12 protein-coding genes are annotated in these 15529 nt (G+C 53.2%); 8 read left to right on the top strand and 4 right to left on the bottom strand.

Annotation, left to right across the window (positions count from 1 at the left end; all coding sequences use genetic code 11):
• Positions 1-79: 79 nt before the first annotated feature.
• From BM114_RS01905 to lpdA, 8 genes are all read left to right on the top strand, one after another.
• On the top strand, positions 80-3277 hold the full coding sequence (locus BM114_RS01905; protein ID WP_218151479.1) for a glycosyl hydrolase: 3198 nt from the start codon (positions 80-82) through the stop codon (positions 3275-3277).
• 172 nt (positions 3278-3449) lie between these two features.
• Positions 3450-5885, top strand: a complete 2436-nt coding sequence (gene thrA, locus BM114_RS01900) for a bifunctional aspartate kinase/homoserine dehydrogenase I (protein WP_092109822.1) — start codon at positions 3450-3452, stop codon at positions 5883-5885.
• A 273-nt stretch (positions 5886-6158) separates the two neighbouring features.
• The gene (locus tag BM114_RS01895; protein ID WP_092109820.1) at positions 6159-6878 is read left to right on the top strand and encodes a lipoate--protein ligase family protein; all 720 of its coding nucleotides are present in this window, start codon (positions 6159-6161) and stop codon (positions 6876-6878) included.
• 11 nt (positions 6879-6889) lie between these two features.
• Positions 6890-7975 (top strand): glycine cleavage system aminomethyltransferase GcvT, encoded by a 1086-nt coding sequence (gene gcvT / locus BM114_RS01890; protein ID WP_092109818.1) that lies wholly within the window; start codon positions 6890-6892, stop codon positions 7973-7975.
• A gap of 8 nt (positions 7976-7983) precedes the next feature.
• Positions 7984-8364 carry a glycine cleavage system protein GcvH gene (gcvH, locus tag BM114_RS01885; protein WP_092109816.1) on the top strand — a complete coding sequence of 127 codons (381 nt, stop codon included), beginning with the start codon at positions 7984-7986 and terminating at the stop codon, positions 8362-8364.
• Between the two features lie 84 nt (positions 8365-8448).
• A complete protein-coding gene (gene gcvPA / locus BM114_RS01880; protein ID WP_092109814.1) occupies positions 8449-9771 on the top strand; it encodes an aminomethyl-transferring glycine dehydrogenase subunit GcvPA in 1323 nt (440 codons plus the stop codon).
• Entirely contained in the window at positions 9761-11218 is a 1458-nt protein-coding gene (gene gcvPB / locus BM114_RS01875) for an aminomethyl-transferring glycine dehydrogenase subunit GcvPB (protein WP_092109812.1), read from the top strand. Before gcvPA ends, gcvPB begins: the two co-directional genes overlap by 11 nt.
• Complete coding sequence (lpdA, locus tag BM114_RS01870) at positions 11205-12455, top strand: dihydrolipoyl dehydrogenase (RefSeq protein ID WP_092109810.1); 1251 nt, start codon at positions 11205-11207, stop codon at positions 12453-12455. Before gcvPB ends, lpdA begins: the two co-directional genes overlap by 14 nt.
• Positions 12456-12583: 128 nt before the next feature.
• Here lpdA and BM114_RS14245 read toward each other — a convergent pair whose 3' ends face one another.
• The 4 genes from BM114_RS14245 to BM114_RS01855 form a co-directional block, all read right to left on the bottom strand.
• Positions 12584-13255 carry a hypothetical protein gene (locus BM114_RS14245; protein ID WP_177207020.1) on the bottom strand — a complete coding sequence of 224 codons (672 nt, stop codon included), beginning with the start codon at positions 13253-13255 and terminating at the stop codon, positions 12584-12586.
• Between the two features lie 86 nt (positions 13256-13341).
• A complete protein-coding gene (locus BM114_RS14240; RefSeq protein ID WP_177207019.1) occupies positions 13342-13497 on the bottom strand; it encodes a hypothetical protein in 156 nt (51 codons plus the stop codon).
• Between the two features lie 6 nt (positions 13498-13503).
• The gene (locus BM114_RS01860; protein WP_092109808.1) at positions 13504-14403 is read right to left on the bottom strand and encodes an RluA family pseudouridine synthase; all 900 of its coding nucleotides are present in this window, start codon (positions 14401-14403) and stop codon (positions 13504-13506) included.
• A 54-nt stretch (positions 14404-14457) separates the two neighbouring features.
• Entirely contained in the window at positions 14458-15213 is a 756-nt protein-coding gene (locus BM114_RS01855; protein WP_092109806.1) for an endonuclease/exonuclease/phosphatase family protein, read from the bottom strand.
• Positions 15214-15529: the final 316 nt, after the last annotated feature.

Genomic DNA, 15529 nt, shown 5'->3' with positions numbered 1-15529 from the left:
AAAACATATTCCCTTGCAGGAATCGGGGAAAAATATTAATTTTGCCGATGATACACTCCGGCATGAAAATACCAACACCATGAAGCATACCTTATATTATATAGTAGCCCTGCTGATAGCGTTAATTCCTATAAAGGCCCACGCGCAGCAAACTGAAGACCTCGTGAAGGGGTTCCTCTGTCCGCCGCGTGAAGCCCGCCCCTATGTGTGGTGGCACTGGATGGACGGTAATGTAAGCAAGGAGGGCATCCGCAAAGACCTGTTGTGGATGAAGAGCCAGGGCATCGGAGGCCTGCACCAGTTTGATGCCGGAGGCGTCAACATGCCCAGGGCGGCAAAGGTCAGACTGCCCTATATGTCGACCGGATGGAAAGACGCCTTCCGCTATGCCCTCCGACTGGCTGACTCCTTAGGCCTTGAAGTGGGCATAGCCAGCGCCCCGGGATGGAGCTCTACCGGTGGATACTGGGTGAAACCGGAAGATGCCATGAAGAAACTGGAGTGGCGCTCCATTACCATAAAGGGCGGCAAGACGCTCAAGGTGCAACTGCCCGACCTATACTGCACGGTAGGCCCCTACCAAGACTACTACCAGCCCAACGACCGGATGGACATAAAACCTTATGGCGGAGACCTGTGCGTGATTGCCATCCGGCTGCCTTTCGAGGAACTCACGATGCAGGAGATGGGTGCCCGGACAGATGCCAGCGACAGCATTATTACCGTTACATTCCCGCAACGCCATACCATCAGGGCTCTCACGCTCAAATCCATGCAGATGGGCTCACGACCCCGTGGACGCAAGCCGGCCGGCTGGAACTTCCTGGAATGTAGCGACGACGGCAAGACATGGCGCCCCGTAAGCGAGATATATCCGGCGCGCATACCTTATGCCACCGTCGACATAGTCCCCACCACGGCACGCTTCTTCCGCGTGCGGGGCAAGAAACTCGAGCATCTGACGCTCTACAATGTCAGCAAGATAAACCATGCGGAAGAACAGGGAGGATTCGCTCTCAACTCCGATTATAAGAACTACAAGACCCCCGCCACGCTGCATGCCGTAAATCCGGCCGACATCATCGACCTCACCGGCATAATGAACGCCGACGGAACGCTGCGCTGCCGACTGCCGAAAGGCAAATGGCGCATCTACCGCTTCGGCTGGTCGATTACCGGAAGGGTGAACCATCCGGCCTCTCCGGAGAACACCGGACTGGAAGTAGACAAGATAGACTCGGCCGCATGGACGCGCTACTTCCACCATTACTTCGACATCTACAAGGAAGGCGCCCAAGGCATGCTGGGCAAGAAAGGCATCACCCACATCCTCACCGACAGCTACGAGGCCGGCTCCTACACATGGACCCCCCGGTTGCCAGCGGAATTCCTGAAACGCAGGGGATACGACCTGAAGCCCTGGCTGCCCGTGCTGACGGGTGAGATTATCGGGAGCAGCGACGAGAGCATGCGTTTTCTGTGGGACTGGCGCAAGACCCTCGAGGAACTAACGGCCGAGAACTACGACCGACTGGACACCATCGCAAGGAAATACGGGCTGCAGGGAAGATACTCGGAGTCGCACGAAGGCGGTCGGGCCTACATCGCCGACGGAATGGATGTGAAGCGCCATGCCACCAACCCCATGGCAGCCTTCTGGATGGAAGACACCCCTACGGGAAGCTCTGTGCCGGGTGCGATAGCCGACATCCGCGAGTCTGCATCGGTCGCCCATATCTACGGACAGAACAGCGTGTCGGCAGAATCGTTCACGGTGAACGGCGACGACCGACACGCCTACACCTACTGTCCGGAAAACATGAAGTATATGGCGGATGTGGCGATGAGTGCGGGCGTAACACGCTTCTTCATCCACGAGTCTGCCTCACAGCCCAACGACGATTATCTGCCCGGGCTCCAGCTATACCGCTACGGCCAGTGGTTCCACCGCAACGAGACCTGGGCCAACCAGGCACATACGCTTACCGACTATCTTGCCCGCAGCAGCTACCTGCTCAGCAAGGGACATGCCGTGGCGGACATCCTGCTCTACTATGGTGAGGACAACAACATCACGAGTGTCTATGGAGGAAACTTTGAGCAACTTCCACAGATTCCCCAGGGCTACGAATACGACTTCGCGAGTGCATCGGTGCTGCGCAGCGAGGTGGATGTCGCAAACGGGCAGCTGACGACCCGCTCGGGCATGCGCTACAAGATACTCTGGATGGACAAGAACTGCGAGACGATGTCGCTGGATATCCTGCGACGCATCTCCGACTTCGCCGATGCGGGGGTAGTGATATGCGGCAAGGAGCCGGCACAATGTGCAGGTATGAAGGCGGACCGAAATGCCTTTCACAAGCTCGTGGACAACATCTGGCATTCCGGGAAACGGAATGTAACCGACAATCTCGCTACGGCCATCCGGCTGGCCGGCATAGAACCCGACTTCAAAAGCAATGTCCCGGCACAGCCCTACGGCATCAATGGCATGCGCTATGTACATCGGCAGACTGACGACGGGAAAGAAATATACTGGGTGAGAAACTTCTCCGGAAAGGATCAAGAAGCGGTAATGAGCTTCAGGCACGGGGGCTCATATGCGACCATATTCGACCCCGCAACGGGACATATACAGCCCGTTCAATATCGAAAGGAGAACGGAAGGGTTGCCGTCAGCCTCAAGACGCTCTCCACCGACGCCCTCTTCGTGGTCTTCTCCAGAGAGCCGCTCGCGCCAGGAGAGCCCCAGGAGATCTTTGCCGACAGTAAGCACCTGGGGCATGAACCACAGACGATCAAGGAAATAAATACGCCCTGGAATATCCATTTCAGCCAAAAGGGAGGCGGAGAGGCCGATGAGACCTTCACCGCGCTACACTCTTGGACGGAATGCGAGAATCCCGTGGTGAAGTATTTTGCGGGAACGGCCGACTATACGACCACCTTCATTCTCCAGAAAAACGACCTAAAGGGTTCCGAACCCATCTATCTCGACCTGGGAAGCGTAAAGAACATCGCCGAAATCTGGATTAACGGTGAGTCCGTAGGGACGGAATGGAAAGCCCCGTTCCGCACCAGAAACATCCGCCCTTATCTCCACAAAGGAGCAAATACGCTTGAAATAAGAGTTACCAACCTATGGGCCAACCGCCAAATAGGTGATGTGCAGAAAGGCGAAAAGCATCCCGTAACCCAGATCCGGAGATTCTATAAGCCCTCTGACCCGCTGCTCCCCTCAGGACTGATAGGACCAGTAAGGCTTATAAAATAAGAATATGAGCCTTGCCTTCCGTGCCCATCCGGAAGACGAGGCTTTTATTCTGTCCTTAAAAAAACTTACTTTTCTTCTTTCATCTTTTCATTTTTTATTATCTTTGCCGCTAAGTTTCAGCATAGCCCTCTCGTATCGGGGATGATGGAATAATAATAAAAAGACAAACGAAATGAAAGTGATGAAATTCGGCGGAACATCTGTAGGTTCCGTTTCAAGCATATTGAGCTTGAAGAACATTGTAGAGAAAGAAGTAAAACATCAGCCTGTAATTGCCGTGGTAAGTGCACTTGGCGGAATTACCGACCAGCTGATAGCAACGGCAAAGACGGCCCTGAAAGGTGATGAACGCTGGCATGACGGCTTTGATGCCATGAGGGAACGGCACCAGAAGATGATAGACGCCATCATCACCAACAACCTGGACAGAGAAATGTTATTCAATAAGGTGGACCAGTTGTTCGAGCAACTGCGCTCCATCTACTATGGCGTGTATCTCATTCACGACCTGAGCGAAAAGACCCTGGATGCCATCGTAAGCTACGGCGAGCGCCTTTCCTCTAACATCGTGAGTACGCTGATTCGCGGATCAAAGAGAATCGACGCCATGGAATTCATCAAGACTGAGCGCAAGAACGGGAAGCACATGCTCGACTCTGAACTCACCAACCGGCTTATCCGTGATACTTTCAGAGAGCCGCACCGCCTGTGCATCGTACCGGGATTCATTGCCACCGACAAGGACAGCGGTGAAATCACGAACCTCGGGCGCGGAGGAAGCGACTATACCGCCGCACTCATCGCTGCGGAACTAAACGCCGAAGTCCTTGAAATATGGACGGATGTGGACGGATTCATGACCGCCGACCCTAAAGTCATCAAGGGCGCGTACACCATCAACGAACTGAGCTATATAGAAGCCATGGAGCTCTGCAACTTCGGAGCCAAGGTTATCTATCCCCCCACGATATATCCGGTATGCATCAAGAATATTCCCATCAGCGTGAAGAACACCTTCAACCCTAAGGAAACGGGCACCGTGATCAAGAGTAAGATCGGCAATGACGGAAAACCCATCAAGGGAATCTCAAGCATCTCCGACACGGCGATCATCCATGTGGCAGGTCTTTCGATGGTGGGAGTAATCGGCGTCAACCGCCGCATCTTCACCGCGCTGACCAACGGAGGGATATCAGCCTTCATGGTGGCGCAGGCCTCCTCGGAGAATTCCACCTCCATCGGCGTACGCGAGGCGGATGCCGACAAGGCGGAAAAAGTGCTCGACGAGGAGTTCGCCCGTGAGATCGAGAATGGTTCGATGTTCCCGATGCAGGTACAGAAGAATCTTTCCACCGTGGCCATCGTAGGCGAGAACATGCGCCACATGCCAGGCATCACGGGAAAACTCTTCGGCACGCTCGGCAGGAGCGGCATCAGCGTGATTGCCTTTGCGCAGGGAGCCTCGGAAACCAACATTTCGTTTGTCATCGAACGGGAATACCTGAAGAAGTCGCTGAATGTATTGCACGACTCCTTCTTCCTCTCCGAATACAAGGTGCTCAACCTCTTCATCTGCGGAGTGGGAACGGTGGGCGGCAAGCTCATAGAACAAATCCGCTCCCAATACGATGAGCTGAAGGAGCACTCACGGCTGAAACTCAATGTGGTGGGCATCGCCAGTTCCAAGAACGCTATCTTTGACCGTGAAGGGCTCGACCTTACAAACTACCTTGACAAGCTGAAGGCCTCGGAGCCGAGTAATCCCGAGAAGCTGCGCGACAGCATCGTACAGATGAATATCTTCAACTCCGTCTTCGTAGACTGCACCGCCAGCAAAGACATCGCCCACCTCTACCAGAGCCTGCTGGAACATAATGTGAGCGTAGTGGCAGCCAACAAGATTGCCGCCTCTTCAGAATACGAGAACTATGCACGGCTGAAAGAGACGGCTCTGAAGCGCGGCGTGAAGTTCCTCTTCGAGACAAATGTGGGAGCAGGACTGCCCATCATCGGCACCATCAACGACCTGCGCAACTCGGGCGACAGAATCCTGAAGATAGAGGCCGTGCTGAGCGGCACCCTGAACTTTATCTTCAACGCCATCTCGAAGGAGGTCCCCTTCTCCGAAACCGTGAGGAGAGCCAAGGAGCAAGGCTACTCCGAGCCCGACCCACGCATCGACCTGAGCGGTACGGATGTCATCCGTAAGCTCGTTATCCTCACGCGCGAGGCTGGCTACAAGGTGGAGCAAGCCGATGTGGAAAAGCATCTCTTCGTGCCCGACGACTACTTCAAGGGTAGCCAAGATGACTTTTGGAGGCTATTGCCCAAACTCGATGCGGGATTCGAGGCCGAACGGGAGGAACTGGAAAAGGCGGGCAAGCGATGGCGCTTCGTGGCAACGATGGAGAACGGAAAAACTCGCGTAGGCCTTGAGGCCGTAGGCCAGTCGCATCCTTTCTATCACCTTGAAGGTTCCAACAACATCCTCCTGCTCACCACGGAACGCTACAAGGAGTACCCGATGCAGATAAAGGGATACGGCGCGGGTGCCGGTGTTACGGCAGCCGGCGTATTTGCCAACATCATGTCGATAGCAAATATTTAGCCAAACAGAATCTATTGATTCCCAGATAGATACAAAATCAAAAGTAAAAGACGGCCTTTTACTCGCCTTTTAACCGTTAAAAGCACTCCTTCTAACGGTCTTTTACATGCCTTTTAGCCATCTTTTACAATTCCGTTTCCTGCACCTTGCAGTCAGCAAGGATGACAAAAAGCATAAACTAAGAATTCTTAACAAATAAAAATCGATTTTTTCCTTGCAGGTTTCCACAAAAAATTAGTATATTTGCAAGAAATAACGACTGAAAACCATGCTATGATATACATTGACCTGCCTGACATGCAAGTACACCGTCTGAGCTTCTATCTTGCGATGGAAGAGTTTGCCGCGCGCAGCCTCGACCTCAACGATGACCTCTTCTTCATGTGGCAAGTGAATCCTACGGTTATTTTCGGACGCAATCAAGTCATAGAAAACGAAGTGAACATCGAGTATTGCACGCGGCACGGCATCGAGATGTATCGTCGTAAAAGCGGCGGTGGATGCGTCTATGCAGACATGAGTAATGTGATGCTGTCCTACATCACCAGCGACGCGAATGTGGACAATACTTTCGGCCGCTATCTCGACATGGTGACGGCAGCCCTCCAGAGCCTTGGCATCGAGGCCGTGAAGAGCGACCACAACGACATCATGATCGGCGAGAAGAAGGTTTCGGGAAACGCCATCTATCACCTCCCGGGAAAGAATATAGCCCATGGCACCCTGCTCTATGACACCGACATGGAACACATGCTCAAGGCCATAACACCGTCGAAGCAGAAACTCTCGAAGCACGGAGTGGAAAGCGTCAGACAGCGCATCTGCCTCCTCAAGGACTACACTTCCTTCTCCTTCCCCGAAATCAGGAAGAGACTCAGGGAACACCTATGCTCCACACAGTACACTATGACGCCCGACGACATCCAGAAGACCGAAGAGATGGAAAAGGAATATCTCGACAAAGACTTCATTTTTGGAACCAAACAACTTTAACTACTGATAATATGGAAAATAAAAGGACTTGTCTGTACGACAAACATGTGGCTTTAGGTGCCCTGATCTCTCCTTTCGGAGGATTCGACATGCCTATCCAGTATTCTTCCATCATCGAGGAACATAACGTAGTAAGACAACATTGCGGGGTCTTCGATGTGTCTCACATGGGCGAAGTCATCGTCAGCGGCCGTGAGGCGGAGAAGTTCGTGAACCACATCTTCACCAACGATGTTACTAATATGCCCGTCGGCAAGGTGATGTATGGCATGATGTGCTATCCCGACGGCGGCACCGTCGACGACACCTGCATCTGCAAGCTCGACCAGAACCTATTCCTAATGACCATCAACGCCTCGAACATCGACAAGGATAATGAATGGATTAAGGAGAACGCCGAAGGATTCGATGCTGTAATCTGCTACAAGAGCGACTACTACGGGCAGCTGGCCGTACAGGGTCCGAAGGCAGAAAGAGTGGTAGAGACTGTGCTGAGCATCCCCTGTAAGGAGCTTGGCTTCTATGAAGTGAAGACGCTCGACCGATTCGACGAGAACATCATCATCTCGCGAACGGGTTATACGGGCGAGGACGGATTCGAGATTTACGGCACCCACGACTTCATCCGCAACTGCTGGGACAAGCTGATGGAGGCCGGCGTGGCTCCTTGCGGACTCGGCTGCCGCGACACGCTGCGCTTCGAAGTAGGCTTGCCGCTCTATGGCGACGAGCTTTCCAAGGAGATTTCTCCTATCATGGCGGGCCTGAGCATGTTTGTCAAACTCGACAAACTCGAATTCATCGGCAGGGAAGCACTCCTCGACCAGAAGACCAACGGGGTGGCAAAACGCCTGCGCGGCATCGAGCTCCACGACAAGGCCGTTCCCCGTCATGGATACAAGGTGCTGAAAGGCGGAAAGGAAGTAGGTGAAATTACTACGGGCTATCGCCTCATCTCCATCGAGAAGAGCTGTGCCGTGGCACTTGTCGACAGCGATATCAAGCTGGGAGACGAGGTTGAAATCCAGATTCGCAAGAAGACATTCCCAGGCACCGTCGTCAAAAAGAAGTTCTACGAAAAACATTATAAAAAATAAAAAAGATTATGGCTAAAGTTATTGAAGGACTCTATTATAGTGAGTCGCACGAGTTTGTAAAGGTTGAAGGCGACTTCGCCTATGTAGGAATCACCGACTATGCTCAGCACGAGCTGGGCAATGTGGTCTATGTTGACATGCCTGAGGTAGACGACGAGGTTACCGCCGGCGAGGAATTCGGCGCGGTGGAGAGCGTGAAGGCAGCTTCCGACCTGATTTCTCCAGTGTCCGGAACCGTCGTCGAGGTGAACGAGGCTCTCGAGGATTCGCCGGAACTCATCAACCAGGATGCTTTCGGAAACTGGATTATGAAGGTAGAGCTCTCCGACAAGGGCGAGCTCGAAGCCCTGATGGATGCAGCCGCCTATAAGGCTCTCACCGAAAAATAAACTGAAATTCAAGAACCAAAGGATATGAAGGACTGAATGAACGCTTCGCTTTCTCATTCCTTCATATCTCCATATTAGCAAACTATGGCATACAAATATTTCCCACATACCGAGGAAGATATCAAGGAAATGCTCGCCAAGATAGGTGCAGGCTCCCTTGAAGACCTCTATGCGGAACTGCCGGACAGCGTGAGGCTGCAGCGCGACTATCAGTTGCCCGAGGCCATGAGCGAGGTAGAGATCCGCCGACTGTTCGACAAGCTGGGCAGGGAAAACCAGCAGATGGTCTGCTTTGCCGGTGCCGGCGTCTACGACCATTACACTCCTTCCGCCATCCCGCAGCTGGTGGGGCGGTCGGAATTCCTCACCAGCTACACCCCCTATCAGGCCGAGATTTCCCAAGGCACGCTCCATTATATCTTCGAATACCAGAGCATGATGGCCGAACTCACGGGCATGGATGTCTCCAACGCTTCCATGTATGAGGGCACGACGGCAACGGCAGAGGCCGTCCTGATGGCCAAAGCTACTGCAAAGAAAGCCGAAAAGGTGCTCGTCTCGGAAACCGTAGACCCAAAGATTCTTGCTGTCATCAAGACCTATGCCCACTATCATGGCGTAGAACTAGAAATGATAAAGGCCTGTGACGGTGCTACCGACAAGCAAGACCTGAAGGCAAAGCTTTCAGAAGGAGGCATTGCGGGAGTTGTGTTACAGCAGCCAAACCGCTACGGCATCGTTGAAGACTTCACAGGAGTGGCCGATCTCTGCCACGAGCAGAAGGCTCTCTTCATCCTCAACAGTAACCCGGCCGACCTCGCCTTGCTGAAAACACCAGGCGAATGGGGGGCAGACATCGCTGTAGGCGACGGCCAGTCGCTCGGTATTCCGATGAATTTCGGCGGTGCTTCCGTGGGCTACATGTGTTGCACAGAGAAGCTGATGCGCAAGATGCCGGGACGCATCGTGGGCAAGACTGTCGATCAGGACGGCAAGCGCTGCTTCGTATTGACCCTCCAGGCGCGCGAGCAGCACATCCGGAGGCAGAAAGCCACCTCCAACATTTGCTCCAATGAGTCCCTCATGGCACTATGGGTAACCATGTACATGAGTTTTATGGGTAAGGAAGGAGTGAAAGAAGCAGCCCAGATGTCGTATGACGGAGCCCACTATCTCTATGACGAGCTTCTCAAGGACAGTCGTTTCAAAGCTGCCTTCCATCAGCCTTTCTTCAATGAATTCTGCGTGAAATATGACGGCGATGCCGACGCCCTGCTGGAAAAACTGCAGCAGAATGGCATTCTCGGAGGCATCAAAGTAGCAGATGACACTTTGATGATGGCCGTTACCGAGAAGCGTACCAAGGACGAAGTAGACAATTTAATTGCGTTGTGTCATGAACAATAAGCTATATGGAAATCTGATATTTGAGTTGTCGCAGGCGGGTCGACGCGGTTATTCGCTTCCCAAAAACCAGTTCGGGCATCACGAGATACCTGCCGATGAGAAGCGGGCTGTCGACGCAGAGCTTCCTGAATGCGACGAGATGACCGTCGTGCGACACTATACGAACCTGAGTGAAAACAACTTCGGCGTGAACAACGGCTTCTATCCCCTCGGCTCGTGTACGATGAAATACAATCCCACCATCAACGAAGAGATTGCCAATCTGCCGACCTTCACCGGCCTTCATCCCCTCCAACCGGCGGCAACATGCCAGGGTGCGCTCGAAGTGGAGTACAACTTGCAGCAGGCTCTTGCTGAGATAGCGGGGTTGAGCGACTTCACCCTGAACCCCTTTGCGGGTGCTCACGGTGAACTTACAGGACTGATGATCATTCGCAGTTACCACCAGGCACGCCACGACGACAAGCGTACGAAGGTGATTGTGCCCGACTCCGCCCATGGCACCAACCCCGCTTCTGCTGCCGTTTGCGGACTGGAAGTGGTTGAAGTGAAGAGCACCGCCGACGGTCTCGTCGATGTAGAAGACCTCAAACCGCTGCTCGGCGATGATATTGCCGCCATCATGATGACAAACCCGAACACCCTCGGGCTCTTCGAGAAGGAAATTCCGGAAATAGAGAAGCTCGTCCACGGATGCGGTGCCCTGATGTATTACGACGGAGCCAACCTGAACCCGATGCTCGGCGCAGCGCGTCCGGGCGACATGGGATTCGATGTCATGCACATCAACCTGCACAAGACCTTCTCCACTCCTCACGGCGGAGGAGGTCCGGGCAGCGGTCCCGTAGGCGTGCGCAAGGGACTGGAGGAATTTTTGCCGTCGCCCCATGTGGTCAAGCAGGACGGAAAATTTACCGTCGCAAACGACCACTTCAACCATGTCGGGGCCTTCCTGGGCAACTTCAGCGTCATCATGCGTGCCTATGCCTATATCCTCACGCTCGGATACGAGAACCTGAAGATGGTAGGTCCGCTGGCCACATTGAACGCCAACTACATCAAGGAATGCCTCAAGGACGACTATGAACTGCCCATCGGAGGCCTCTGCAAGCACGAATTTGTCTTCAACGGACTGAAAGACAAGTCAACCGGCGTTACCACGATGGATGTTGCCAAGCGCCTGCTCGACTTCGGATATCATGCTCCGACCATCTATTTTCCCCTGCTTTTCCATGAGGCAATGATGATTGAGCCTACCGAGAACGAAAGCAAGAACACGATAGACGGCTTCATCGCAGTAATGCATCAGATTGCAAAGGAGGCCGTCGAGACCCCAGACATCGTAAAGAGCGCACCCCACGATGCACCCATCAGGCGTGTCGACGATGTACTTGCCGCGAAGAATCCAATCCTAACCTATAAACAGCTGGTAAATGACAAAAACTGATCTAATCATCATCGGTAGTGGCCCCGGAGGTTATCGGGCCGCCCAATATGCTGCAAAAAACGGCCTTCAGGTCATTATTTTCGAAGACAAGCATGCGGGTGGAGTATGTCTGAATGAAGGCTGCATCCCAACGAAATCTCTTGTCCACGATTCCTTGAAGGGCACTCCGTTTGTTGAAGCCATGGAGCGCAAGGCTCAAGTGAGCGAACAGCTCCGCAACGGAGTGGAACTGCTGATGAAGTCGCCGGGCATCCAAATGGTGCATGCACATGCCTCTTTCAAGGACGCAAAGACCATCGTAACCCCTGACGGTGAAGAATATGAGGCCGACAACATCATCATCGCGACTGGCTCTCACTCCAAGATGCCCCCCATCCCGGACATCGCCCGCCCGGAGGTAATGACATCTACCGAACTTCTTGAGCTCAAGGAACTTCCCCGCCGACTGGCCATCGTGGGAGCCGGCGTCATCGGCATGGAGTTTGCTTCCATCTTCCATCGCATGGGCGTGGAGGTGGAAGTCTACGAATTCCTCAAGGAATGCCTCCCCGCAATGGATAAAGATCTCGCTAAACGACTGCGAAAGTCGATGGAGAAGTCGGGCATCAAGTTCAACATGGGCTATAGCGTGGAATCCATCGAGGCCCTGCATGCCGATGCCGTACTGGTGGCCACCGGTCGTGGTGCCAATACCGAGGGCTTGAACCTTGAGGCTGCCGGAGTGGCGTTCGACCGCCGTGGCATCCCCGTGGACGAGAACATGCAGACCTCCGTGCCTCGCATCTATGCCATCGGCGATGTCAACGCCCGCATGATGCTTGCCCATGCAGCCACCTTCCAGGGTTTCCGTGCCGTCAACCACATCCTCGGCCGGGAAGACAAAATCCGTCTGGACATCGTCCCTGCAGCCGTGTTTACAAGCCCGGAGATGGCTTCCGTCGGCATCACCGAGGAGCAAGCCAAGACCGAGGGACTGGAATACAGCGCCAAGAAAGGCTTCTATCGTGCCAACGGAAAGGCTCTTGCGGAAGAGGCAACCGAAGGCATTGCCAAGATTCTGGTGGATGGGGGCGGCAAGATTATCGGCTGCCATGTGCTCGGCGCCCACGCTGCCGACCTCGTGCAGGAGATTACCGCGCTGATGAACTTCAATGCAACGCTCGACAATTTGAAGTATATCATCCACATTCATCCTACCCTGAGCGAGATTCTTCAAGACATCGCCATCGACGAGTAATAAAATGCAAAGGAGTTATCTGCTAACAGATAACTCCTTTTTCATAGTTCAAAACGAACCAGAAAAGCAATCCCCCTCCCCCATTTACAGGGAAAAGGATAATGCTTTTTGCTTGATCAGAATTCGTCCTAAGCCGCTTTCTTTACGGTCTCAGAGGTTTTCTTTGCGGCCTTTTTCTTAGTCGTAGCAGGTTTCTTTGCTACCTTCTTCTCTGCGGCTTTCGTCTCGTCGGCAGCCTTCTTGGCCGTCTTCCTGACAGCTTTCTTGGTAGTAGCTGTCTTCTTTGCTACCTCCTTCTCGGCAGCCTTGGTCTCGTCGGCAGTCTTCTTGGCTGTTTTCCTGACAGTTTTTCTGGCTGTAGCTGTCTTCTTTGCTACCTTCTTCTCGGCGGCCTTGGTCTCGTCGGCAGCCTTCTTGGTGGCTTTCTTAGCCGCAGTCGCGGTCTTCTTTGCCACTTTCTTTTCGGCTACTTCTTCCTCCTTTACAACTTTCTTGACCGCCTTCTTGGTGGCCTTGGTTGTTTTTGGGGTTGCTTTTCTGGCCGCAACAGACTTGGAAGTCTCAGCCATGGCCTTCTTGCCATAGCAAAGAGGACATGCATGCCGGCCCATCTCCCTTGCCTCAGACTCGCTCACACTGTTCACCACCTTTGAATGTCGCAGGTAACTGCAGTCCTTGTTCTTATGATATGCCACAGCTCCACTGGTCGGAGTGAGATATACTTTCTGCGCGGAGGCAGAGGTCGGAGCTACTACGAGCATGACCAACAGGGTTACGATTCCTAACAATAATTTCTTCATATTCGCTTGTTTTTTTTTAATTCACCGGACAAATATATAGTAATTAGTTTGAAAAACAAACTTTTTCCTCAAAAAAATAAACATTTTTATTGGAAGTAGTTGAAATAAATAAACAACAACGCTCCCACGAGCAACATCAGGATAAGGGTCTTGATGAGACAGCTGGCAATCTTCTTCACTACGATAAAGCCCACCACGACTGCGAGGAGCACAAAGATGTAATAGATAAAATTATGTTCCATAACGGTTTATTTGAATAGTTTTCTGAATGCGGATGGTATCGGCGTTTCAAATTCCATGCGCTGATGGGTTACGGGATGCACGAAGCAGAGCAGATAGGCATGTAGGCAGAGCCGTCCTGCGGGGTCGTCGCCATTGCCGTATTTGACATCTCCGCATACGGGATGCCCCATGTCGGCGCTGTGCACGCGAATCTGGTTTTTGCGCCCCGTTTCCAGCTTGTATTCCACCAGGGAGTGCTCCGTGGTGCGGTTGAGGACATGAAAGTGGGTAACAGCATACTTTCCTCCGTTGTCCACCGGCGATGAGAAGGTGATGTAGGCCCTGTTATCCTTCAGCCAGTTGGCTATTGTGCCCTCGTCGTCCTCCATCTCGCCTGAGACCACGGCCACATAGCGGCGGTCGTAGACGATGTCGTGCCAGTTGCTTTCGAGCAGCTGTTCGGTCTCCATGTCCTTGGCATAGATCATCAGCCCGGAGGTATCACGGTCTAGGCGGTGCACCACATGCGCCGTACACTTCTGCCTCGTACGACGGAAATAGTCGTCAAGGATGGACTTCACATTCAGCGAACTATGCCCTGCCGCCATGCTCAAGATGCCCACATTCTTCTCTACGACCACCAAATAACGGTCTTCGTAGACAAGCTTCAGATAACGGCTGTGAAACTTCTCGTTGTTTTTCTTCGAGCGGCTGACGCTCAGTTTGTCGCCTTTTTTCAGAGGATGGTCAAACTGCGTTATCTTCTTGCCGTTCACGAGGATGCCCCGCCCCTTGAGAGTAGCCTTTATCTTCGACTTGCTCTCCCCTTTCAGGTTCTCGAGAAGCCATTCCAGAAGGGGACGGTCCTCGGCTACGACGAAGCGGTCGTAGTCTCCTTGTTTTCCGTTATCGTTATTTTTTATCATCTCGCCGGCAAAGGTACATAAAATCCAGGAAAACTCGGAACTTTACCCGGAATTTCATTCTTTCTTCCGTTTCTTCCACTTGCAGGTTACGAAGACAGGCCTGTGGTCGCTGGCAACGGGCTCTATGGCAACGCCGCGCTCCTGAACCTTCACCTTCCGGAACTGCCGCCCCTGCAGCACATAGTCGAGCGTCTCCGTGGGAACATCGGCAGGAAAGGTCTTGCTGTCCGTGGCCGAGAGGATGCGGAAGCCCTCGGCCAGCTCCTTGCGGAAGCCCTCCGTGGGGCTTTCATTCAAGTCGCCGAGCACGAATATGGGCTTGTCGCTCACATCGCCCACAGCTTCCTGGATTATTCGGAGCGAAGCCCGCCGGTCGGCATCCGTCAGCGAGAGGTGGACACAGCAGACCACATAGTCCTTGAAATCAGCACGCAGCAGCACGCGGGGCTCTTCCGTTCCCGGCAACGGATGCATGGAAACGGCGCAGGGGGCCTCTCTCGAAAGAATGCCCACACCATATTTGCCTCCGTCAAAGCGGATGGCCGGCGCAAAGACGGCCTTCATGCCCGTGCGGTCAGCCAGTTCCTGAAGCACATAGCGACCTCCTGAACGCCGCGTGGCACTGTCCACCTCCTGCAGGGCCACTACATCAGGGGCACAATTACTGATAACTCTGGCCGTGCGACCATAGTCTGTCTTCTCATCCATTCCCTCGCAATGACGGATGTTGTAGCTCATCAGCGTGAGTTGCTGGGCGTGCAGCCCGAGGACCCAGAACAAGGTGCACAGCAACCATAGGTTTCTCTTCATGGCAATCGATTTTTGCTGCAAAGGTACATTATATTTCTGAAAACACCCTCTTTTGCAACAAACTTTAGAATATGCAGGCAGTTTTCTTCTTAACATTTTTAACTTAACGGGAAACAAGAAAAAGTGTTCTGGAAAAATGCAAACCAGCATTCGGAAACCTGCTTTTGGCGGACGGAAAGCCCCGAAACGGCTCCCGGGAAACCAGGAAGCGGCCTTTTGCAGGGCTTTTAACGGCCTTTTGCAAGGTCGGAAGCGGCTATCTGTCAAGCTGTTTGCCGCTAAAAGGAAGTCCGGAAACGACCTTTTAATCCTGAAA

It is taken from the genome of Prevotella sp. KH2C16 (genome assembly GCF_900113305.1).
In the GTDB taxonomy this organism is placed as follows: Bacteria; Bacteroidota; Bacteroidia; order Bacteroidales; family Bacteroidaceae; genus Prevotella.
The sequence above is the reverse complement of the archived record's forward strand: the minus strand, read 5'-3'. Positions and strand labels throughout refer to the sequence as shown.